General features: G+C 64.0%; 19 protein-coding genes and 1 pseudogene. 10 read left to right on the forward strand and 10 right to left on the reverse strand.

Annotation, left to right across the window (positions count from 1 at the left end):
- Nucleotides 1–24: 24 nt before the first annotated feature.
- Entirely contained in the window at nt 25–891 is an 867-nt protein-coding gene (locus ACZ5J0_RS00845) for a hypothetical protein (protein WP_464093948.1), read from the reverse strand.
- 147 nt (nt 892–1,038) lie between these two features.
- On the opposite strand from ACZ5J0_RS00845, the gene ACZ5J0_RS00850 reads away from it, so the two are divergent.
- The 8 genes and pseudogenes from ACZ5J0_RS00850 to ACZ5J0_RS00885 all read left to right on the forward strand — a co-directional run.
- Nucleotides 1,039–1,548, forward strand: a complete 510-nt coding sequence (locus tag ACZ5J0_RS00850) for an amino-acid N-acetyltransferase (RefSeq protein ID WP_223941426.1) — start codon at nt 1,039–1,041, stop codon at nt 1,546–1,548.
- 169 nt (nt 1,549–1,717) lie between these two features.
- Nucleotides 1,718–3,166 carry an FAD-binding oxidoreductase gene (locus ACZ5J0_RS00855; RefSeq protein ID WP_464093949.1) on the forward strand — a complete coding sequence of 483 codons (1,449 nt, stop codon included), beginning with the start codon at nt 1,718–1,720 and terminating at the stop codon, nt 3,164–3,166.
- Between the two features lie 376 nt (nt 3,167–3,542).
- A complete protein-coding gene (gene dhaK, locus ACZ5J0_RS00860) occupies nt 3,543–4,544 on the forward strand; it encodes a dihydroxyacetone kinase subunit DhaK (RefSeq protein WP_142937167.1) in 1,002 nt (333 codons plus the stop codon).
- 2 nt (nt 4,545–4,546) lie between these two features.
- Nucleotides 4,547–5,209: a dihydroxyacetone kinase subunit DhaL gene (dhaL, locus tag ACZ5J0_RS00865; protein ID WP_166840966.1), complete on the forward strand. Its 663-nt coding sequence runs from the start codon at nt 4,547–4,549 to the stop codon at nt 5,207–5,209.
- Complete coding sequence (gene dhaM, locus ACZ5J0_RS00870) at nt 5,206–5,898, forward strand: dihydroxyacetone kinase phosphoryl donor subunit DhaM (RefSeq protein ID WP_166840968.1); 693 nt, start codon at nt 5,206–5,208, stop codon at nt 5,896–5,898. The genes dhaL and dhaM overlap by 4 nt, the downstream gene beginning before the upstream one ends.
- A 90-nt stretch (nt 5,899–5,988) precedes the next feature.
- The gene (locus tag ACZ5J0_RS00875) at nt 5,989–6,165 is read left to right on the forward strand and encodes a CsbD family protein (protein WP_035760998.1); all 177 of its coding nucleotides are present in this window, start codon (nt 5,989–5,991) and stop codon (nt 6,163–6,165) included.
- Between the two features lie 105 nt (nt 6,166–6,270).
- Nucleotides 6,271–6,531 carry a DUF4235 domain-containing protein gene (locus ACZ5J0_RS00880; RefSeq protein ID WP_142937164.1) on the forward strand — a complete coding sequence of 87 codons (261 nt, stop codon included), beginning with the start codon at nt 6,271–6,273 and terminating at the stop codon, nt 6,529–6,531.
- A gap of 3 nt (nt 6,532–6,534) precedes the next feature.
- Nucleotides 6,535–6,891, forward strand: a pseudogene (locus tag ACZ5J0_RS00885) (VOC family protein); the annotation flags it as partial.
- Nucleotides 6,892–6,923: 32 nt separating this feature from the next.
- Here the strand turns inward: ACZ5J0_RS00885 and ACZ5J0_RS00890 are convergent.
- Nucleotides 6,924–7,436 (reverse strand): VOC family protein, encoded by a 513-nt coding sequence (locus tag ACZ5J0_RS00890; RefSeq protein ID WP_142937162.1) that lies wholly within the window; start codon nt 7,434–7,436, stop codon nt 6,924–6,926.
- 78 nt (nt 7,437–7,514) lie between these two features.
- On the opposite strand from ACZ5J0_RS00890, the gene ACZ5J0_RS00895 reads away from it, so the two are divergent.
- Entirely contained in the window at nt 7,515–8,327 is an 813-nt protein-coding gene (locus tag ACZ5J0_RS00895) for an AraC family transcriptional regulator (RefSeq protein WP_166840971.1), read from the forward strand.
- Between the two features lie 139 nt (nt 8,328–8,466).
- Here ACZ5J0_RS00895 and ACZ5J0_RS00900 read toward each other — a convergent pair whose 3' ends face one another.
- Together ACZ5J0_RS00900 and ACZ5J0_RS00905 are read right to left on the reverse strand one after the other, a co-directional pair.
- On the reverse strand, nt 8,467–8,949 hold the full coding sequence (locus tag ACZ5J0_RS00900; RefSeq protein ID WP_464093950.1) for a hypothetical protein: 483 nt from the start codon (nt 8,947–8,949) through the stop codon (nt 8,467–8,469).
- A gap of 123 nt (nt 8,950–9,072) precedes the next feature.
- A complete protein-coding gene (locus ACZ5J0_RS00905; RefSeq protein WP_464093951.1) occupies nt 9,073–10,023 on the reverse strand; it encodes an HhH-GPD family protein in 951 nt (316 codons plus the stop codon).
- Between the two features lie 135 nt (nt 10,024–10,158).
- Here ACZ5J0_RS00905 and ACZ5J0_RS00910 point away from each other — a divergent pair, with 135 nt between their 5' ends.
- Complete coding sequence (locus tag ACZ5J0_RS00910) at nt 10,159–10,842, forward strand: hypothetical protein (RefSeq protein ID WP_223941431.1); 684 nt, start codon at nt 10,159–10,161, stop codon at nt 10,840–10,842.
- Between the two features lie 38 nt (nt 10,843–10,880).
- Here ACZ5J0_RS00910 and disA read toward each other — a convergent pair whose 3' ends face one another.
- From disA to ACZ5J0_RS00940, 6 genes are all read right to left on the reverse strand, one after another.
- The gene (disA, locus tag ACZ5J0_RS00915; RefSeq protein WP_011772955.1) at nt 10,881–11,957 is read right to left on the reverse strand and encodes a DNA integrity scanning diadenylate cyclase DisA; all 1,077 of its coding nucleotides are present in this window, start codon (nt 11,955–11,957) and stop codon (nt 10,881–10,883) included.
- Nucleotides 11,958–12,191: 234 nt separating this feature from the next.
- On the reverse strand, nt 12,192–14,036 hold the full coding sequence (atzF, locus tag ACZ5J0_RS00920; RefSeq protein ID WP_464093952.1) for an allophanate hydrolase: 1,845 nt from the start codon (nt 14,034–14,036) through the stop codon (nt 12,192–12,194).
- Nucleotides 14,033–17,707, reverse strand: coding sequence for an urea carboxylase (gene uca, locus ACZ5J0_RS00925; protein WP_464093953.1), 3,675 nt, complete (start codon nt 17,705–17,707; stop codon nt 14,033–14,035). Before uca ends, atzF begins: the two co-directional genes overlap by 4 nt.
- Nucleotides 17,704–18,360: an urea amidolyase associated protein UAAP2 gene (locus tag ACZ5J0_RS00930; protein ID WP_464093954.1), complete on the reverse strand. Its 657-nt coding sequence runs from the start codon at nt 18,358–18,360 to the stop codon at nt 17,704–17,706. The genes uca and ACZ5J0_RS00930 overlap by 4 nt, the downstream gene beginning before the upstream one ends.
- Nucleotides 18,357–19,250, reverse strand: a complete 894-nt coding sequence (locus tag ACZ5J0_RS00935; RefSeq protein WP_464093955.1) for an urea amidolyase associated protein UAAP1 — start codon at nt 19,248–19,250, stop codon at nt 18,357–18,359. The genes ACZ5J0_RS00930 and ACZ5J0_RS00935 overlap by 4 nt, the downstream gene beginning before the upstream one ends.
- Nucleotides 19,251–19,304: 54 nt before the next feature.
- Nucleotides 19,305–20,846 (reverse strand): amino acid permease, encoded by a 1,542-nt coding sequence (locus ACZ5J0_RS00940; RefSeq protein ID WP_464093956.1) that lies wholly within the window; start codon nt 20,844–20,846, stop codon nt 19,305–19,307.
- Nucleotides 20,847–20,960: the final 114 nt, after the last annotated feature.

The raw sequence follows: 20,960 nt of genomic DNA on the forward strand, positions 1-20,960 counted from the left end.
CCGCCGCTACCGTTTGTCTTGGTGTTATCGGGACAGGATTCTGCGCAGGTCCCCGTTGAAATCGCCGCCGTAGACAAACCGGGCAAGCCATGCGATCGGCCCGATCGCTTGTGCCTGAGCGATGACATGCGAGGGTGTCCCTTGTTGCTCCAGCTGCTTCAGTTGTGCCTTCCATGCCGCTGATACCGAGCCGCTGGCTCCTCGGTCCCAATGTTCAACCGACGTTGCCGCAAGGTGTTCAGCCGCCGACCGTAAGTTTCGCATCGCCTCTTTGCGAGCTGCGGGACTGAGGTCCCGCTGGAGTTCCAGCAATCGTTTGCGGTTCAGGCGCCAAGCGAGGAGGGCCAGGAGTGCAAGTGTCAGCGTCATCTTGATGAGCCACGGTGCGACCTGCCCGGTATCAAATCCTCGATCATCGGCGACGCCCGTGGCAGCCCTGAAGGTCACGAGGCCGACGACGAAAAGTCCCACAATCAGTGTGCACACGGTTCCGTATCGTGCTGCCGGCCTTGCGGGCACCGGGAGGAAGAGTGCAACTGCCAGGAGAACGATTCCGATCACCGCGGCAGGGGAGGCTACCGAAGCTGCCTGCTCCGCGGCGATATAGGTGCTCTTGCGATCTGAAGGACCGAACATCACGGCTGCTGTCAGTGCGGCCGACAAGCCGGCGCTGAGGAGGAAGCCCCACAATGCCTGCCACAGGATTCGCTTTCGTCCCCTCGTAATGTCGGGGGCTTTTGCTAATGCACCACGACGCTCGTGCAGCCTATGCAACTCGCGGTACAGCCGCTGCCGAACCCTGTCATTTACGGCAATGGCCTTCGCTGCCGCTTCCGAGACGGCGACAACATCGCTGAGGGTGCCCTCCAGAGTGAGAACGGCCTTCTTCATCTCAATACCTTTCCAGTTGGGTGGCACCACTTGAGACTAGTTCCTCCCTGGCGTCCTGTCCGACGACCGGACTCCGGATCATCCGTTCGCGAACCATGTGGTGCTGTGTGCGCGGCCGGGACCTGTTTGCCTCGTTAGGATGGGGGAGTGAATTCGACCTTCAGCCTCCGCCCTGCCCGCACCAGCGACGTGGCGGCGATCAAGAGGCTTGTGGCCCCCTTGGCCGAGGAGCGGATCCTCATGGCCAAGGAGACTGTGGCGTACTACGAGAGCCTCCAGGAATTTCGGATTGCTGAATCCGACGATGGCGAAGTGATCGGCTGCGGGGCCCTGCACGTCATGTGGGAAGACTTGGCGGAAATCCGCACCCTTGCCGCAGCCGACTCCTGGCGCGGGCGCGGAGTGGGTCACGTCCTTGTGGAGAACCTTCTGGAAGAGGCGCGAGCCCTGGGCGTGAGCCGCGTGTTCTGCCTGACGTTCGAGGTGGACTTCTTCAAGCGTCACGGATTCGAAGTCATGGCTGACCAGTCCGTGGTTGATCCGCAGGTGTACTCGGAGCTGCTGCGCTCGCATGACGAAGGCGTTGCCGAGTTCCTTGACCTTGCCCGCGTAAAGCCCAACACCCTGGGCAACACGCGCATGATCAAGCAGCTCTAACACCCGCCGCAGCACTCTTGCGGTTTAATTTCCGCCACCAAGGCCAAGTGGCTCAGGCCTGCCCGATTATGCGTGATTTATTTTCCCTTCTCTTATATCCACTTGATGGATAAACTGATGGTGGCTTGCTGGGGAAGCTTCCACCACATCGGTCAATTGAGAGAAGATCATGCAGTCCCACGCGTCCTTTTCAGATGTTTCAGAACTCCAACTCAGCGTGCACGGCCCCGTGTTCACGCCTGCCGATCCGGGGTTCGCTCCCGAAGTAGCGGCTTTCAACCTCTCTACACAGCACCAACCTGATCTTGCCTTCGGCGCCCTCGATGCTGAGGACGTTTCCGCGGCTGTTCGCTGGGCGGCTGAGCGCGGTATGCCCGTCTCCGTCCAGTCCACCGGTCACGGCGCCACCAATGCCATTGAGGGCGGCCTGCTCATCAGCACCCGCCGGATGCTGGAGCTGAGCATTGACCCCATCGAGAAAACTGCCCGCGTTGGTGCGGGCGTCCGTTGGAAGGCCGTGGTGGATCTTGCCGCGACCTTCGGTTTGATGGGCCTCTGCGGTTCCACTACCGACGTTGGGGTGGTGGGCTACACCCTGGGCGGCGGCCTGCCCATCCTGGGCCGCAAATATGGTTTCGCCTCAGATCACGTCATTGCCTTTGAACTCGTGACCGCCGACGGCACGCAGCGCCGGGTGACCAAAGACGAGAACCCGGAGTTGTTCTACCTTCTCCGTGGCGGCAAAGGAAACCTTGGCATCGTCACGGCCATGGAATTCCATCTCTTCCCGGCGGACGATCTTTACGCCGGCGGGTTGTACTTCGACGGCGGATATGCGCCTGAGGTCCTGCGGGCATTCCGGGAGTGGGTGCCTTCGCTGCCGGTGGAGGCATCAGCGTCCATGGCGTTCCTGCGCCTCCCGGAGATGGAAATGATTCCGGAGCCACTGCGTGGAAAGTTCGTCATCCATCTCCGCTACGCCTATCAAGGTGATCCGGCAACCGCCTCGGAAGTCCTGGAGCCAATGCGCACTTGCGCACCCTTTATGATGGACGCCACCGGGCCTTTGAGCCCCACCCAATTCGACACCATTCACCAGGACCCGGACCAGCCGGTGCCTGTGCGGGAGCATGGCTTCCTGCTGGATCGTCTGGACGAACAAACCGAAGATGCCCTGTTGCGGCACTTTGGTCCCGGGGTGGACAGTCCTGTGTTGTTGGCGGAACTGCGGCTTCTGGGCGGCGCCCTGGCAAAGAGTGCGGACGGAGAAGACATTGTGGGTGGCCGTGACGCAGCGTTCAGCTTCTTTATGGGAGCCATTGCTGTCCCGCCGGTCCTGGACATCCTGCCAACAGTCTTTAGCTCGGTTCATGAAGACCTTCGTCCGGCTGCCAATGCGGGGACGTTCGTGAATCTGCACGGCCACTTTGTGGATGCTGAGGACAGGGAAAGGCCGTGGCTGCCCGGTGCACGCGAACGGCTCAGGAAGGCGAAAGCGGAGCTGGATCCGAAGAATATGTTCAGCTTCGGTCACGTTGTAGGGCTTCCGATCATCGATCAGACGGTGCTGCTGCAGGACGTTGTCTCTACCGGCGGCGACGCCGTCCTGAATAGCTAAGGGGGATGCGAACAATGGACCCCAGGGTCACGTTCCCCGATTTCTCCGCATTCCAGATCGATATGCCTTACGGATCATGGCCCCACGAAACCTCTTGGCAGGACGCGGGCCACTCGAACCCTGATCTGTACTCCGCCTTCTGGCCCGAGTATCAGGCCGGAAGTAAACCCGAGGCGGTGACAACCCAAGCGGCCGAGGATTAGCGGACCGAAAAGCAGCATCACCGGAAGGGACAGTCATTGGGGGCTGTCCCTTCCGGTCATTAAGAGGGTGATCCTAGCGCTATTTATGCACAACCGGCGCTTCAGGCCTACCGTGCCAACAGCCCCCGGTAGTAGGGTCAGAGCACCAGCCACAGCACGCCCAGGAGCATCACATGAAAAAGCTCATTAATGATCCACGCGCCGTGGTGGACGAGTCCGTTGAAGGTTTCGGCATGGCCCATGCCGACATCGTGGACGTCCATCCCGACCCCAAATACGTCGTCCGGAAAGGCGCTCCCGTAGCGGGCAAAGTAGCCCTGGTCTCCGGTGGCGGCAGTGGTCACGAGCCCCTGCACGCGGGCTTCGTAGGCCTCGGCATGTTGGACGCCGCGGTCCCCGGCGCAGTTTTCACCTCGCCCACACCGGACCAAATCATCCCGGCAACCGTCGCCGTAGACTCAGGCGCCGGCGTCGTCCATATTGTGAAGAACTACACCGGCGATGTCCTGAATTTCGAAACGGCCGCCGAAATGGCGCAGGCTGAAGGCGTGCGTGTCCGTTCAGTGTTGGTCAACGACGACGTCGCGGTGGAAGACTCGCTGTACACGGCTGGCAGGCGCGGGGTTGGTGGAACGGTCCTGGTGGAGAAAATCGCCGGCGCATCCGCCCAGCGAGGCGACGACCTTGACGCTGTCACCGCCATCGCTGAGCGCGTAGTGGCCAATGTGCGGACCATGGGTGTTGCCCTGTCCGGCTGCACGGTTCCGCACGCCGGTACGCCGAGTTTTGAACTCGCGGAGAATGAGATTGAGATCGGCATCGGCATTCATGGCGAACCTGGACGGCACAAGATTGCGATGGAAAGTGCTGACGCCATCACGGACCGCCTCCTGGAGCCTGTGCTGGAGGACCTGGCCCTCGCGTCAGGCGAGAAGGTACTGCTCTTCGTCAATGGTATGGGCGGCACCCCGCAGAGCGAGTTGTACATCGTGTACCGACGCGCTGCCCAAGTTCTGGCCGAGCGCGGCGCCACCGTGGAGCGCTCGCTGGTGGGGAACTACGTGACCTCCCTGGAGATGCAAGGGTGCTCAGTGTCCGTGCTGCGCCTCGATGACGAGCTGACCAGGCTGTGGGACGCGCCCGTCCACACTGCAGCCCTGCGGTGGGGAGCCTGAGCATGGGTTTGGACGTTCAGTGGGCGCTGGAATGGTTGAAACTCTCCGCTAAAGCCATGGACGAACATCGGGTTGAGCTCATTGAGCTGGACCGGGCGATCGGCGACTCTGATCACGGCGAGAACATGGACCGGGGATTCCAAGCTGTGCTACAGAAGCTCGACGAGACCCCGCCCGATACTCCTGGAGCGGCGTTGAAGGCTGCAGCGATGGCGCTCATGTCCAAGGTGGGCGGAGCTGCCGGACCGCTTTACGGCACGGCGTATCTGCGGGCAGCAACCTCCCTGGGGGACGCGAACGACATTGAAGCGGAGGCGTTAGCCGCTGCCCTCGTGGCCGCCCGTGATGGCGTGGTGGCCCGGGGCAAAGCCGAGCTCGGCGACAAGACAATGATCGACGCCTGGACGCCGGCGGTTGAAGCTGCCCAAAAGGCGGCCGCGAGCGGTGCAGGCGTGCTGGCGGTTCTGGAAGCGGCTGCGGACGCTGCCGAAACCGGGGCCGTGGCCACCGATCCTTTGGTGGCACGCAAGGGGCGGGCCAGCTACCTGGGGGAGCGCAGTGCAGGCCATCGCGACCCCGGCGCCGCTTCCACCGCGCTGCTCCTCCGCGCGGCCGCAGCAGCTGCCGCCGGTTCCACTGGCGATACAGGAATCGACGCCGTATGACCGTGGGGATTGTGGTGGTGTCGCACAGCAGCAAGATTGCTGAGGGTGCGGTGGAACTCGCCGCGCAGATGGCACCCGACGTCGAACTCGCCGCCGCCGGGGGAACTGACGACGATCGAATCGGAACCAGCCTGGAGAAGGTGCTGGCCGCCGTCGAGCAGTCCCTGGTTGATTCCGGGGGTGACGGCGTGGTGGTGCTGACCGATCTTGGTTCTGCTGTGATGACAGCCGAGTCAGCGGTGGAGTTCGCCAGCGATCCCGATGCTGTCCTCCTCGCCGATGCGCCGCTGATTGAGGGGCTCGTTGCTGCGGCCGTCGCCGCTCAGGGAGGTGCCGGCGTCGAGGATGTCCGCAAAGCAGCCGAAGCTGTGGCGTTCGGCAACACGCCCGCAGGTGATGCGGGCCCGGAGGCCCCTGATGTCAAGGATGAGCCGGATGCAAGCGGTGAATTCGAGCTCATCAATCCCTTGGGAATGCATGCCAGGCCGGCGGCTAAAATCGCCGGCGGGCTGTCCGGGCTGGATGTGGAGGTGACGGTCAACGGCGTTGATGGCATGTCCATCATGGCGCTCATGGCATTGGCCGCCGGCAAGGGTTCCACCCTGCGCGTTGAAGCGAGCGGCAAGGACGCTTCGAAGGCCGTGGAGTACGTGGGGCGACTTGTGGAGGAAGGGTTTGGAGAACTCTAGGTTCTGACAATTTTCTCCGAAATATTGCTAAGTACACTGATTAGTGATGTTGTAGAGGTACAGGTTCACTACAAGGAAGAGGTACGAAACATGGGTGCTGACGACAAGATGGAGAACGCTGGCGAGAAGCTGGGCGGCAAGGCTAAGGAAGCTGCCGGAAAGCTGACGGACAACGAGCGTCTGGAAGCCGAAGGCAAGGGCGACCAGACGAAAGCCGACCTCAAAGGTGCCGGCGAGAAGCTGAAAGATGCCTTCAAGAAGGATTAAGAATCCAGGCAGGGCCGCTGCAATTGCAGCGGCCCTGCCTTGTTTCTGAGGCGGTTGTTGTGTGAGACGCCATTCCCGCGGCGCCCTATCTTATGGAGGATCTTGGTGAACATACTGGTAAAAGTGTTTGGCCTGGCAATTGGCCTTGGAGCTGGCACGCTCGCAAACAAAACGCTGGAAGGCCTCTGGGAGAAGAAGACCGGCAAACCTGCCCCCAAAGACAGCACGGACCTCAACGATTCACTACCGGGCGTGCTTGTGTTCGCCGTTGTTTCCGCAGGCGTGGGCGCAATAGTTCACGTTCTCACCCAGCGCGGCACCAAGAGCGCCATTGCCCGCATGAAGAAAACTGCTGACGAGGTTTAACACATGGCTATAGCTAAATACCCGAGTGTGGTTATCGATTGTCCTGATGCCGGCGCCTTGGCCGCCTTTTATGGCGAGCTCTTCGGCTGGGAAGTGGAGGACAAAGGTGACTGGTTTGATATCCGACCCAGCGATGGCAGCAACTGCATCTCCTTCCAACAAGTGGAGGTGTACCAGGCGCCCAAATGGCCCGGCCAGACCATCCCGCAGCAAATGCACCTGGACATGATCGTGGAGGACTTGGACAAGGGCGAGGAAGTTGCCCTTTCCCTAGGCGCCAGCAAATCCGACCACCAGCCAGGCGAAACGTTCAGGGTACTCCTTGATCCGGCCGGGCACCCTTTCTGCCTCTGCCTCACATATGGCATTCACGAAAGCCGGGCCTCCAAGGCTCAGCCCTGCTGCGCGGCCCATTCATCAACGCGGCGGTTGCTCTCCTCCTCGGAGATGTCCTCAACCCGCGTCATGATGGACCAGCGCACGCCGAACGGATCGCGGATGCTCGCGTAACGGTCACCTGAGACGAACGTGGACAGCGGCTCGCGGATAGTTGCCCCAGCATGTTCGGCCTTCTTGACCAGTCCGTCCGCGTCCTGGCAATACAGGCCGAGGGAGTAGCAATCGTCCTCGCCGCTTGGCGCCGGCACCAGATGGTATTCCGGGTTGGGCTCGCCGAGTTGAAGGTGGCCGTTGCCGAAGTCGAGTTCGGCGTGGACAACCACCCCTCCCATCTCGGTCTCGCCCACAACCCTGGCCCCGAACACATCACGGTAGAACGCAATGGCTTCCTTGGCGTTGGGCACCGAGAGGAACGGCGTCAGGCTTGTCAGGCCGATCGGGATGCCATGTGTGGTGTGCTCGCCGTGGGCTGCTGTGATGGACTCTGTGCTTGTAGTATCTGTCATGGTTATGACGCTACGGGCACCTTGCCCTGTTGCGCTTGGAGATTTGCGACAGCTTTGATCCTCAGTGGAGAGGCTCCAATGGAGGGTTCGTTCAAGGGCATCCTGTATCCGGCGCGACTGCCCACCTTCCATCGCATCCCGGCTCCGGCTTCTGTGTCCCATTTGGTGCAGTGGTTCTGGATTCCGGAGTGGGACATCGAACCCGGCCGGTCATCACGGCAACATGTGATCGCCTACCCCACATCCAACCTGGTGGTGCAAGGCGATGCGGTGGAGTTCTCCGGGCCAACCACCCGCGCCGCCTACCGCGACCTGACAGGCCAGGGCTGGGCCGTGGGCGCACTACTCCGGCCCGCAGCAGTGCCGCTTTTCACCGACAACCCCGCCGCTCTCCGCGATCAGGAAGTGGTGCTGGACTTCGCCCACCTTCAGAAGGCAGTGTCGGCAGCCATGACGGCCACTTCAGGTGGCAACACGCACGACGGCGGCGCTCGCCGAGAGCGGGCAGTGGAAGCCTTTGTTGCGTGGCTGGTTTCGCGGGAGTGCGTTGCTGACGAAGAAGCCCTGCTCGCGAACCGGATGATGGATGTGATCGCATCCGAGCCCGATGTGTTCTTGATTGAGGATGTGGCGTCCCGTCTTGCCGTATCACCCAGAACCCTGCAAAGAATCGCTGCAAAGTACGTCGGGTTGAGCCCTTCCGCCCTCATACGGCGCCGCAGATTGCAGGATGCCGCAGAGCGTGCCCGGTCCAACCCAACAGCGGACCTTGCGGCGATCGCCGTCGAACTTGGCTACGCAGATCATGCGCACCTAACGAACGACTTCCGTAAGTACCTGGGGTTCACGCCAAGTGGTTACCGGAAGGCTGTTGGGGGACCACCGGGCTAGTCTTCGCCCGATCCCGGCTCGCTCATGGTGACTAGGAGCCGGTTCACGTGGCAGCTACAGGCGCTGCACACGTTGCGGTAAGGACGAAGACGACTCCGGCGGTTCGAGGCTCATCATCGACGCAGGTGCATAGCCAGCACTACCGCTGCCGCAAACCTGCTCCGTCCAGCGCCAGGCCAGCCGAAATGACCCGCCCACACTGTTCACCGTAAGGGTACTCACCTCGGGGAGCGAAGGTTAGGGTACGCGTCGGCAACGCGACACCTGCCGGGGAAGAGCCAGTCACGGTTGCCTCAAGAGGACTTTCGGACAGCGCTGGGAGCTCTATGAACGCCTGAAGCGTCCCGTCAGGCGAGGATGTCGCGGAGCACACGCCATCCGGGGTGCAGCCTTGATCTACGGAGGTGGCCCCGGGGTTCAGCATCAGTTCCTTTTCAGTGCAGATGCCATCCTGGCATGCCTTCAATCGAAGCGAAGCGACGTCCGGGGCATAGTCCGCCGCCACGGTCAGGGATACGCCGGCCACGTGTCCGATCGCCGGGCAGCCCACCGGTTCGGCCAAGCAACCGGGAAGCAATGCTGCGGTCCCGGCAAGGGTCAACGCCAATCCAATTCTGCCCATGCTTCAGGGTAGGACTGCACTCAGTGGGTGTCGCGGGAATGCCGCCGCAGCAGCGCAAAAGGCGCCTGCATTGTTATGGATCCTGGAAGCCTGTTGCCCAACCGATACCGCACCCGGCCAAAGCTACGCCGGAAGCCGCAAACCGCCGTCGTGCATTTCAGCCAGACCGTCCAATAACAGGCCCTCAAGGGCGCGCTCGAGTTGTTCGGGCGCGGAGTTCAGCCGGTGCAGTGCGGCGAGCGGGATTCCGACACCGGACGGCGCGAACCCGAGATCCGCCGGTGCTTGCTGGAACATTTCGCGGGGCACCGGGGTGGCCGCCTCGCGGAGGACGGCCATCACGGCACCGCGCACCTGGCGGTCCGTGCCGTGCCAGGACTGACCCTTGGGGATGTACGACGGCGGCGGCTCACCGGCGGCGAGCCAGGCGCAACTGGAACGGACCGGGCATTCACCGCATTTGGGACTGCGGGCGGTGCACACCATGGCGCCGAGTTCCATGACCGAAGCGTTCCAGCGCACGGACAACTCCTGGTCCTCGGGCATGAGGGCCTCGGCCAGCCGCATCTCCGCGGCGGTCAAGGCCGGCGCCGGGAGCGCGCTGCCGGAGATGAGCCGCGCGTGGACGCGCCGGATGTTGGTGTCCACCACTGTTTCGCGCCGGCCGAACGCAAAAGCCGCGACGGCGGCCGCCGTGTAGTTGCCGACCCCCGGCAATTCCAGGAGCTCGTCAAAAGCGTCAGGAACCTTGCCGCCGTGCTGATCACGGATTGCGACGGCGGCCGCGTGCAGCCGCAGTGCCCGGCGTGGATAGCCGAGCCGTCCCCAATGGCGGACGGCTGCGCCCGAGGGTTCGTCGGCAAGGTGGGCGGGTGTGGGCCAGCGTTCCATCCAGTCGAGCCATACCGGCAGCACGCGGACAACGGGTGTTTGCTGAAGCATCACTTCGCTAACCAGAATGCCCCACGCGCTGCAATCCGGCTCGCGCCATGGGAGGTCGCGGGCCGTCTCAGCGAACCACTGATCAAGGGCTTGGTGGAGGCCTGCCAGCTGGCCTGAATCGGGAAGTGTCATGCTGCCATCCACTGTAGTGGAATCCGGAGGCATGGCCGTCCGGGAGTGCCCATGGCCGACGTCACACAGGCCGGCATGAGGCTCTTTCGGCGTGGAGGTTAGGTCCCAATGCGGCTGCGAGCCTAGCCTAGAACCATGGCCAACAAGGGTAAGCAGACGCCGACCGCGCGCACATCAGCGGCGGCGAAGGGCGCTTCCCCCAGCGCAAAGCGACGGCCGAGCCCTGCCGTGTACCGGCGTCGTCGGCAAGTGTTTTTCGGCGCCCTGCTGCTGGTTATCGTAGTGGTGATCGGCGGCGTCGTGGCCCTCACCGGCGCGCTTTCCGGGAATCCGGAGCCGCAGGCCGTCAGCACGTCCCAGGCATCAACGGCGCCGACGCCGGGAAGTACACCGACGGGCACAGCGGCGGCATCGCCGTCGCCCACACCCGTATGCGACTTGAACTTGATGACTGTCGCCGCCAAGACCGATAAGCCCGCTTACGGTCCGGAGGAAAAGCCGCTGCTGACCATGACCATCACCAATGGCGGCACGGCCCCGTGCGAGGTCAACGTGGGCACCTCCCAAATGGAGTACCTGCTGATGAGCGGCTCGGACCGGATCTTCTCCTCCAAGGACTGCCAGACGGGCGGCGAGGATCTCATCAAGACCATCCAGCCCGGCAAGAGCGAGACGGCGAACTTCCCGTGGCAGCGGAACCGGACGCTGGAAGGCTGTGCCAGCATCGCGGCCACGCCGGGCGCGGGCGGCGCCTACTACACGTTCGAAGCCCGCCTGGGGAACAAGGCGAGCCCCAAGGTCGCCTTCCAGCTGAACTAGTTCTCGTCCGAAACAGGGCCCGACGGCGGCCGTCGCCTTTAGAGGAACCGGTCCAGCAGGCTCGCTTCGGCCATGCGGCTCAATCCTTCGCGGACTGTGCGGGCTCGCTGATCGCCGATTCCGTCCACGGTCATGAGGTCGTCAATAGTGGCAGCCATGAGGTTCTGGAGTCCGCCGAAGTAGTCCACCAAACGGTCGGCCACTGCCTTGGGAACGGACTTGAGGCCGGACAGGAGGCGGTACCCGCGCGGCTGAACCACGGCGTCCAGCTGCTCTACTCCGCCGGCGAAGCCAATGATGTGGGCAATGCGGCTGAGGTCGATCAATTCTGTGGGGCCAAGGTTGAGGAGTGCCTGGACGGCTTCCTCGATCTGCTCAGGAGTGGCGTCGGGATCGGAGTAGTCGCGGATGATGACTTCGCTCCCCGGGCCGCGGCCTACGGTGAGTTCTTCCACCTGGAGGGAGAGCAGTCGGCCGTCTTCACCGAGTTCCAGCACGTACTGGGCGATTTCCTCGGAGATACGGCGGACCATTTCCTGGCGCTGCAGGGTGACCGCAACGTCCCTGACCGTGACCAGTGCTTCGATCTCCAGGGCCGAAAGTGAGCTGGTGACCTGGTCCAGTCTGGCGCTGTACCGCTCTAAGGTTGCCAGGGCCTGGTTTGCGCGGGCGAGGACCTTTTCGGAGCCTTCCAGGACGTGGCGCAAACCGTTCACGTAGAGGGCGATGATTTGCATGGATTGGCTGACGGAAATAACGGGAACGCCGGTCTGGATGGCTACACGTTCCGCGGTGCGGTGCCTGGTGCCTGATTCCTGGGTTTCGATGCTGGAATCGGGAACCAACTGCACGGCGGCCCGGACAATGTTGCTGGCATCCTTGTCACAGATGATGGCGCCGTCCATCTTGGCCAGTTCGCGCAGACGTGTTGGGGAGAAATCGATGCCGATGTCGAATCCGCCGGAACAGATGGAGTCGATGGTGCGGTCGTAGCCCAGCACGATCAACGCACCAGTGCGTCCACGAAGAATGCGTTCAAGGCCGTCACGCAGCGGAGTTCCGGGTGCGACTCTGGCAAGGGTCGCCTTGAGCGACTCTTCCGGGCTCCGGGCCATAGGGTTTCCCTTCGAAGGTGCAAGCCATGGCTCACAGACAAGCTGAATCCGGCGTCAGCGAGCACTACCAAAAATGCCCACATGACGACAAGCACAATGATAGGGCTTCCGGACACCGTTAACCGCACCAGCAAGCCCCAAAGTGGGTCATTTCGTGATGTTCGGTGTTGCCTCGAAAGCGGTTTGGCGGCCGATTGATGAAACCCTATTTCCGTCAACCGGCCGCCCACCGCGCTAGCGCTGGCCGCGGCCAAGGCCTGTCAGCAAGGCGCTGCCCGCCTCCCGCCACAGTCCTTGGTTGCCCGGCAAGGAGGTACTTTCTTCCAGATATTTAATCCAATCGCCGTATTCGCTGATGTCCCGCGCGCTTGCCGCAGCTACGGCATCGCATGCGAATCCCACTGCCGTGCTCCTATCGTCCAAGGTGATGGACCCCAGCAGCATGGGTTCGGGCAAGTCAGCGAGGAAAGACCCCAGGGCGGACTCGGAAAGCACCCACCGTTCTGCCACCAGCCCGGTTCCCTGTTCAGATCGAACTACGCCCGGCTTAGGGGGCGTGGTTTCCAGCGCCACCATGCGGTACCTCGCCGCAGTGGCTACCAGGCCATCCCAAAAGGCTCCACGCCGCTCAAGTTCCGCTGCCAACGGCTGGCCCTTCCGGTGGGCGCCCACCACCACAAGAGGTACGACGACGGCGCCCGCGGCAACCGGCCAGGGAACCTTTGGCGCGGCGTCGCTGGCAGCGGCAGCTCCGGCGGCGAACAGTTCGGGGTGCTCGGGGGTCAGCTCGATCCGCCGTGCAATATCCGCCGCCACGCCGTCCTCGAAAGTTCGGGCCACCACAGTGAGGCCGAACTGGGAGATGCCGTCTATGTCACGAACAGTCCCGGCCGGCACTGCCACAGCGCTGAGGTCGAAGAGGTTGCAGAAATTGGTATACGTACCCATCCGGGAATTGACCCCCACGGGATCGGCCGCGACCTCTGCCAGCGTCGGATGGAAAGGTGCGGTTGGCACGATCAGGGCATCGAAGCCCTCCAGTCGCAGCATGGCCTCACGGCGGAGCCGCTCCAGGGCCCCGGTGTCAGTCACGTACTTGTGCGCAGGGACCGTGCCCGCGGCTGTGATGATCCCGGCCACAGTGGGGTCGAGCGTGGCGGAAACCCCTCCGTCCTGCACCGTGTCAACAAAGCTGCCGACGGCGGCATAGCGTTCGGCCACCAATCCGCCGTCGTACAGCAGCCGTGCAGCCTCAAGGAAGACGTCCAGCTCGATGGCTTCGGCCACCACGCCCGTGGAGCGCAGCCGTTCGATCTGTGCCTTGAACTCGAGCGCCCACGCGTCCGGGAGGGCCGGCAGGGCAGCGGGGTAGGCCACCCGCGGTGTGGCTGGCGCAGCGAGCTTGACGTCCGCGGGCCAGCTGCGCCCCTCACCGGCCATGATGCCCATGGCGAGCTCGGCCGTGGCGAGGTCGCGCGCGAAAATCGTGGCGGTGTCCCAGGAACGGCACGCCGGAACTACGCCGTCGGTGGACACCACGCCTAGGGTTGGTTTGATCCCCACAATTCCTTGCAGCGCCGCGGGAATCCGGCCCGAACCCGCCGTGTCCGTCCCGATGGCGATGTCCACCAGGCCCAAGGCCACTGCCACGGCAGAACCCGAACTCGAACCGCCGGAAATTCGGTCAGGACGCCGCGAATCGCGCACAGCTCCATACGGGCTGCGGGTACCCACCAGTCCCGTGGCGAACTGGTCCAGGTTGGTAGCTCCCAGCACCAACGCCCCCGCAGCGCGGAGCCTCGCAACCGGCACCGCATCCCGGGCGGGCACCTCGCCAAAACCGGGGCACGCCGCCGTCGTCATCACACCGGCAACGTCCACGTTGTTCTTCACGGCGAGCAGGAGACCCGCAAGCGGCAGGTCCTCCCCGGCGGCAGTCGCGGCGTCGATCCGTGCCGCCTCTGCGAGCAGTTCATCCCGCCCGCGGAGGTGGATCCAGATTTCAGGGCGGTCGACGGCGTCAATCGCCTCAAGCGCGGCAAGGACGCGTTCCGCAGTGGTGACTTTGGGGCTGATCATAGTGCGCTTCCTTCCAGCACAAGTGCCGGTTCCCGGACATCCACAGGCTCAAGCACCACCAAAGCCTCGCCTGCTACCACCTGCGCGCCGGCCGTGGGCAGGACTCGTTGAACCACACCATCCACCGGAGCCTGGATGACCGTCTCCATCTTCATGGCCTCCAGGGAGACCAACGACTGGCCGGCTACCACCACGTCGCCAGGTTCCACGTCCACTTTCCACACGCTCGCGGCGAACGGGGACGTGACCAAGGTGCCGCCGTCGGGAACCACCACGTCGTCCGCCGGCGGGGCCAAAGAAACAGCCTGCTCTGCGCGATCGAACTCGCCGGCTTCCTCCCACGCCTGACGTTCAACGGCAAACGCGGCCGACTGTGTTTCACGGAACTCCGCTATGGAGACGCTGTTGCGTTCCAGGAATTCCTCGTGCTCGGCCAGCGAGAAGGTGCCGTCCTCAATCTCCACTCCCCGGCCCCTGCCAGCCGCCATGTCCGCCCGCAGATCCAGGAGTTCCTCAGGGCTGACGGGGTACCAGGAAATACGGTCGAAGAACCGGAGCAGCCACGGGGAGCCCGGCTCAAAGGGTGCGGCGTCCGCGTAGCGTGACCAGACTTGCGTGGTCCGTCCAACAAACTGGTAACCGCCAGGACCTTCCATGCCGTAAATGCACATGTAGGCACCGCCAATGCCCACGGCGTTCTCCGGGGTCCACGTGCGGGCGGGGTTGTACTTGGTGGTGACCAGCCGGTGCCGCGGATCCAAGGGCGTTGCCACCGGAGCTCCGAGGTATACGTCGCCCAGTCCCAACACGAGGTACTCGGCGTTGAAGACTGTATCGAAGACGTCATTCACGGAGTCCAAGCCGTTGATGCGGCGGATGAACTCGATGTTCCACGGGCACCACGGGGCGTCATCGCGGACACCTGCCATGTAACGCTCGATTGCTTCACGGGTAGCGGGATCGTCCCACGACAACGGGAGGCGGACGCTGCGGCTAGGTACCACCAACTCCGAACTGGCAGGGAGCGAAGCGTCCACCTCGCGCACCAGGCCCAGCAGTTTGGACGTGGGCAGGAGGGACGGATCGGCCTTGATCTGCAAGGAACGGATGCCCGGAGTCAGATCCACGATGCCAGGAACACCAAGGCGTTCGATTTCCTGGTGCAGGGCGTGGACGCGGGCGCGGAGGCCCAGGTCCAGCACCATATCCCCGTACTCCACCAGAAGGTTGTCATCACCCGAACGGCGGAAGGTGACCGCAGGCCGGCCCTCGCCTTCGGGCACCCGGCCCAGCACGCCGTCGTCGCCGTCTCCGCGCAGCACCCCGGCTGCGCTGCTGCTGAAGTCCGTTCCGCCCGGGAGTATCAGCCGCCGTGCAGCGCCGAGTTCCTTGACGGACGGTGCATCAACCGATCGGATCGGCGCGAAACGGACCTTGTCGCCGGGCCGCATCTGCCCCAACTTCCAGCGCTCGCCGGTCACCACGGTGACGGGGCAGACAAAACCGCCAAGGCTGGGACCATCCGGGCCCAGCAGGATGGGGGTGTCGCCGGTGAAGTCCAGGGCGCCTACCGAGTAGGCGGTGTCGTGAATATTGGAGGGGTGCAGTCCGGCCTCGCCGCCATCATTGCGCGCCCAGCGCGGTTTGGGCCCGATCAGGCGGACGCCGGTGCGGGCGGAGTTGAAGTGAACCTCATATTCGGCGGAAAAGAGCTCCTCTATGTCTTCGCGTTGGAAGAATTCGGGTGCGCCATGCGGCCCTTCCACCACTTTCAGCTCCCATTCCGAGGTGAGTGCCGGGCGGCTCTCGGCCGGGACCGCGCCGGGGACCGTTTCAGGCAGGTGACCGGTGACCGTTCGGAGCACATCGCTGGCCCGCAGCACACGGCCGCCGTGGCCGCCGAACTGGCCCAAGGTGAAGGTGGACGCGCTGCCAAGGTACTGGGGAACATCCAGCCCGCCTTCAAACAGGATGTAACCCCGCAGCCCGGAACCGTCAGCCGAGCCGACATCCAGCAGGCCGTTCCCGGGGACGGTGATGGGCTCCCACGTGTTAGCCGCGACGCCGTTGACGGTGACGGCGACGTCAGCGCCGGTGACGCACACCGTGGTGGCGTGGGTGAACCGGAGCGCAGGCCCGGCCATGGTGAACTCCAACCCGGGCGCGCCCTCGGGGTTACCCAGGGCGGTGTTGCCCAGCCGGAACGACAAGTCATCCATGGGACCACTGGGCGGCACGCCGATCTGCCACAGTCCGGTCCTGCCCGGCCAGTCCTGCACGCTGGTCTGGAGGCCCGGCCGCTCAACGGTGATCCGCGGTTCCGGATCGCCTACGGTGTCCAGGGTTCCGGTGGAATGCCCTGCCGAGCGGACCACGTCCATTCCGGCCACGGCACGCAGCATGCCCAGGTTCGTCTCAATGCCATCAATGCGGGTCTCTGCCAGCGCAGTGGCCAGGGCGTCGAAGGCGGCGTCGCGGGTGGTACCGGACGTGATGACCTTGCCCAGCAGGGGATCGTAGCTGGTGGAGACTTCGCTGCCGGTTTCCACCCAGGCGTCAATGCGTACGACGTCGGAGGCCGGGTACTGCGCGTTGGTGACGGTTCCGGCGCTGGGCTGGAAATTCCGGGCGGGGTCTTCTGCGTAGATGCGGGCTTCCACGGCATGTCCTGAGACGGGCACGCTGTCCGGCACGCCATCAAGCACGGGCTCCTGCTGGGCCAGATTCAGCATCCACTCCACCAGGTCCACGCCGGTGATGGCTTCGGTGACGGGGTGCTCAACTTGCAGCCGGGCGTTGACTTCCAGGAAGGATGCTTCCTGGCGGACGGGGTCGTAGACGAACTCCACTGTGCCTGCAGAGCGGTAGCCCACGGAGGCGCAGAGTGCGCGGGAGCTGCGGTGCAGCTCCTCCCGCAAAGCGTCCGGGAGATCCGGCGCGGGTGCCTCTTCGAGTACTTTTTGGTGCCGGCGTTGCAGCGAGCAGTCACGGTCACCGAGGCTTACGACGCGGCCCTCACCGTCGCCGAACACCTGGACTTCCACGTGGCGGGCGTGCTCGATGTACCTCTCAGCGAAGACCCCGGCGGTCCCGAAGCTGGAGCTGGCCAGGCGGGCCACCCGGGAGTAATTGCTGCGGAGGTCCGCTTCGTCGCGGCACACTGCCATGCCGATGCCGCCGCCACCGCCGGTTGCTTTGAGCATGAGCGGGTAGCCGATGGTTTCCGCCGCGGCCACGGCTTGGTCCACGTCGTCAAGCAGGCCGGATCCCGCAATCATGGGAACCCCGGCGCGTTGAGCAGCATCCCTCGCCGTGTGCTTGGTCCCGAAGATTCGGAGCTGGTGGGGGGTAGGCCCCACAAAGACCAACCCTGCTGCCTCCACGGCTTCCGCGAACGCGGCGTCCTCGGACAAGAATCCGTAGCCGGGGTGAATGGCGCCGGCACCGGTGGCAGCCGCCGCACTGAGGATGGCCTCAACCTTCAGGTAGGACTCCTTGGCCGGTGCTGGTCCCAGCAGGACGGCCTCATCTGCGAGCTTCACATGCTTGGCGCCACGGTCAGCCTCGGAGAAAACGGCGACAGTGCGCAGCCCCGCCTTGCGTGCCGATTCGATGATCCGGCAGGCGATCTCGCCGCGGTTGGCAATGAGGAGGGTGTCGAAACGGGTCATGCGCGGGCCTCCGGACGTGTAACGATCATGCGCACCGGCGTGGGGTTGAAACCGTTGCAAGGGTTGTTGATTTGAGGGCAGTTGGACACCAGCACCAGGGTGTCCACCTCGGCGCGGAGTGCCACCCGCTTACCCGGTGCGGACAACCCGTCCACGATGCCCAGGGCACCTTCCGGGTCCACCGGCACGTTCATGAACCAGTTGATGTTGGACACCAGGTCCTTCTTGCCCAGGTCCCACTTGGCGCCTTCAATGAGGAAGTTCTCCACGCAGGCGTGCTGTTCATGGGTGTGCTGCCCGTAACGGAGGGTGTTGGATTCCTGCGAGCAGGCGCCCCCGATGGTGTCGTGAATGCCCACTTCATCGGCCACCACGGTCATGAGTTCCTGGCCGCTGTCCGAGCGCAGGACCGAGCCGGTGGTGAGGAAGATCGAGCCCTGGCTGGCGATGGTCATGGCGGCGGAGTATCGCGTGCCGGTGTCATGTGCTGCGTAGAGGATGCAATCCACGGCCTGGTTACCGTCCAGGTCCACGATGGTGAGCACGTCGCCGGCAGCCACTACGGCCGACCATGGGCCGCGGGCTTCCACCAGTTCGTCCAGCACCACTTTCCCCGCTATGAGCGCGGGGCTGATTTCTGCGATGGCGTTCATGCGGAAGTCCTTACGTTGTAGTCGAGTTCAGTGTTGTGGAGGGCAAGACGCCCTTCCGGGCCAAGGTCAACAGTGAAGGTTCCGTCCACCAAGGCTGCGAGGTCCTGCGGCGCACGCCACGCGACGATGTCCACAGCGCTGCCTGTGAACTCCGGACGCGGGTCCAGCGGGTGCGCGGTATTGGCCAGTACCAGCACAGAGTCCATGTGGAGGAGAAGCTCGACGGCGGCTCCGGCGCCGGCGCTGCCGGCAAACTGCGTGCGGCCATTCCGGTCCACGGTGACGCCCTTGAAGAACGACAACGACGGCGGTAGTTGCCTTTGGCTGACTCCATGCTTCATGCCACCGAGGGTGAGGAGTTCCCGGCCTGCCGGTGACGGACTGTGGGCTGACCCGGCACCGTACTTGGCGGTGTTACCGGCCAGGCTGGTGGTACCGGTGAGGGCATCGTGCTGGCCGGAGGAGTCGGCCACCACGGTTGCCATCAAACGGCCGGCGTCGGAAAGAAGCGGGTGGCCCGTGGTCATGTAGGCCTGCCAGGGGACTTTGACCGTGTCCGCAACGTTGAGCCGCTCATGCTGGGCACCGCTTCGGAGGATGACAGCGTGAACGCAAGCATCGCCGTCGAGGTCCGTGAGCCTCAGGCGCGTCCCGCGGGCCAGTTCCATATGGGTGTAGCGGCCGAAGGCGAGGGTCTCCGCCCAGGTCAGGGAGTCCTTCGCCTCGGCAGGGAGGTTTTCGATCAGGCGGGCCGGGGCAGAAGCTGGCGGGACGTGGATCATGGTTTCGGCCGTACGCCCGTGCTGGGCTCGTGCGTGCAGCTTGGCGCCGGCTGTTGTGGCGGTGCCTTCAGGGGTCCGTGTTTCAAGAGTCTGTGTCATGGCAATCATTTCTGTGCTTGAACTGTCTGTGCTTGAACGTGAAGTGGTCTGATGTTGGGCGGGTCAGCCCGCGTTGGCGGATTCCGCGGCCAGCGCCGCCTTGTTCTCCCGAACCCGGATGTTCCGCCGGACCCAGATACCCAGGAGCAGGACGGCGCCCACCATGATGGGGGCGGAGTAGAGCAGGATCCTGTGTTCACCGGAGGGGTCGTACACTTCGGGGCGGGGCCAGGACAGGTTGATGACCATCAGTGCGCCATACATGACGGCGAGGATGTTGACCGGTAAGCCCCAACGGCCCAGGGAGAAGAGCCCGGCCGGCATGGTCTGACCCACCCGGTTCCAATCGCCGCGGAAACGGCTGAGCAGCTGCGGAACCGTGACCATCAGGTACGCCAGGTACACCATCACGATGCACACACTGCAAAGGGTGGTGAAGAGGGCGGAGTTGCCGATGTTGATGGCAAGGATGCCCACCGCCAGGGCGCCAATCGCGATGGAGGGCCACATGGGGGTTCCACGCTGCGGGTGGACCGTGGAGAGCAGGGCCGAGGCGGGCAGTTTGCCATCGCGGGCCATGGAGAAGACCAGCCGCGAACCCGCCGTTTGGATGGCCAAAGTGCACACGAAGATGGCGATGGCCACGTCAACCAGCAGCACTTTGCCCCAGAACGTACCCAGCACGGCAGTGAGCACATAGGGCAGTCCCTCGGTGGCGAGCCGGCCGTCGTCCAGACTTGGCGCTGCCATCAGCGCGGCGATGATCATGAGTCCGCCGCCAATACCGGAGATGATCAGTGCTGAAAGGATGGTGCGCGGGGCCGTCTTGCGGGGGTTCTTGGTTTCCTCCGAGAGCTCCCCGGCGGAGTTGAAGCCCACCATGACGTACGCGGCCATCAACCCGGACACCAGGAAGGCGCCGACGGCGCCCAGGTCCGAGGTTGTAACAACACTGACGTCCGCCACTACCCCCGGGCCACGCTGGGCGGCCGAGAACAGGGCAAGAATTACCGCAGCGACGCCCACGATCTCGCAGGTGACGCCGATGGAGTTGACGTGAGACATGAGCTTCACGCCCAGGCAATTAATCACGGTAGTAACCACCAGGAGTATGGCGCCAAGGATGACGGCGTTCGCCGCACCCGTGGTGGAGGTCAGAGAGGGGTCGCCGCCCACCAACTGGAAGCCATCCCACAACTGGGGAAGGACCACCTGGAGGGCGATGGCTGCTGCGGCAGCAGTGATGACCTGGGCGATGGACATGAACCAGCCGGCGAACCAGCCCACCACTTCACCGCCCATGCGGCGCGACCACTGATAGACGGCGCCGGACAACGGGTACCGGGCGGCGAGCTCTGCGAAGTTCAATGCCACAAGGAGCTGGCCCACCAGCACCACCGGCCACGTCCAGAAGAAAGCAGGACCGGCGAAGGAGTAGCCAAAGGCGAAGAGCTGGAAGATGGTGGTGAGGATGGAGACGAACGAAAAACCTGCGGCGAACGATGCGTAGCGGCCCAGCTTGCGGTGCAGGGTGGGCTGGTAGCCGAGTGCTGTCAGGTCTGCATCATCAGTGCGGCCGGCCGCCGTCGAAAGGGTGGAAGTCATCGGTTTCTCCGTGTCTGGAACGGGATGTGGAACCAGCCCGGAGAGGCTTATGATCGCCCGTCCGGAATATCGGTCACTTGATAGTTTTCCAGCGCGGTGTCCCCGCAGCGTTTC

The sequence above is a fragment of the Arthrobacter sp. DualSoilB13 genome, assembly GCF_055389195.1.

What these genes read in the sequence shown, in the direction of transcription:
- ACZ5J0_RS00845 (WP_464093948.1), bottom strand. Translation starts at nt 891, where the DNA reads ATGAAGAAGGCCGTTCTCACTCTGGAGGGCACCCTCAGCGATGTTGTC.
- ACZ5J0_RS00855 (WP_464093949.1), top strand. Translation starts at nt 1,718, where the DNA reads ATGCAGTCCCACGCGTCCTTTTCAGATGTTTCAGAACTCCAACTCAGC.
- dhaK (WP_142937167.1), top strand. Translation starts at nt 3,543, where the DNA reads ATGAAAAAGCTCATTAATGATCCACGCGCCGTGGTGGACGAGTCCGTT.
- dhaL (WP_166840966.1), top strand. Translation starts at nt 4,547, where the DNA reads ATGGGTTTGGACGTTCAGTGGGCGCTGGAATGGTTGAAACTCTCCGCT.
- dhaM (WP_166840968.1), top strand. Translation starts at nt 5,206, where the DNA reads ATGACCGTGGGGATTGTGGTGGTGTCGCACAGCAGCAAGATTGCTGAG.
- ACZ5J0_RS00875 (WP_035760998.1), top strand. Translation starts at nt 5,989, where the DNA reads ATGGGTGCTGACGACAAGATGGAGAACGCTGGCGAGAAGCTGGGCGGC.
- ACZ5J0_RS00890 (WP_142937162.1), bottom strand. Translation starts at nt 7,436, where the DNA reads ATGACAGATACTACAAGCACAGAGTCCATCACAGCAGCCCACGGCGAG.
- ACZ5J0_RS00895 (WP_166840971.1), top strand. Translation starts at nt 7,515, where the DNA reads ATGGAGGGTTCGTTCAAGGGCATCCTGTATCCGGCGCGACTGCCCACC.
- ACZ5J0_RS00900 (WP_464093950.1), bottom strand. Translation starts at nt 8,949, where the DNA reads ATGGGCAGAATTGGATTGGCGTTGACCCTTGCCGGGACCGCAGCATTG.
- ACZ5J0_RS00905 (WP_464093951.1), bottom strand. Translation starts at nt 10,023, where the DNA reads ATGACACTTCCCGATTCAGGCCAGCTGGCAGGCCTCCACCAAGCCCTT.
- ACZ5J0_RS00910 (WP_223941431.1), top strand. Translation starts at nt 10,159, where the DNA reads ATGGCCAACAAGGGTAAGCAGACGCCGACCGCGCGCACATCAGCGGCG.
- disA (WP_011772955.1), bottom strand. Translation starts at nt 11,957, where the DNA reads ATGGCCCGGAGCCCGGAAGAGTCGCTCAAGGCGACCCTTGCCAGAGTC.
- atzF (WP_464093952.1), bottom strand. Translation starts at nt 14,036, where the DNA reads ATGATCAGCCCCAAAGTCACCACTGCGGAACGCGTCCTTGCCGCGCTT.
- uca (WP_464093953.1), bottom strand. Translation starts at nt 17,707, where the DNA reads ATGACCCGTTTCGACACCCTCCTCATTGCCAACCGCGGCGAGATCGCC.
- ACZ5J0_RS00930 (WP_464093954.1), bottom strand. Translation starts at nt 18,360, where the DNA reads ATGAACGCCATCGCAGAAATCAGCCCCGCGCTCATAGCGGGGAAAGTG.
- ACZ5J0_RS00935 (WP_464093955.1), bottom strand. Translation starts at nt 19,250, where the DNA reads ATGATTGCCATGACACAGACTCTTGAAACACGGACCCCTGAAGGCACC.
- ACZ5J0_RS00940 (WP_464093956.1), bottom strand. Translation starts at nt 20,846, where the DNA reads ATGACTTCCACCCTTTCGACGGCGGCCGGCCGCACTGATGATGCAGAC.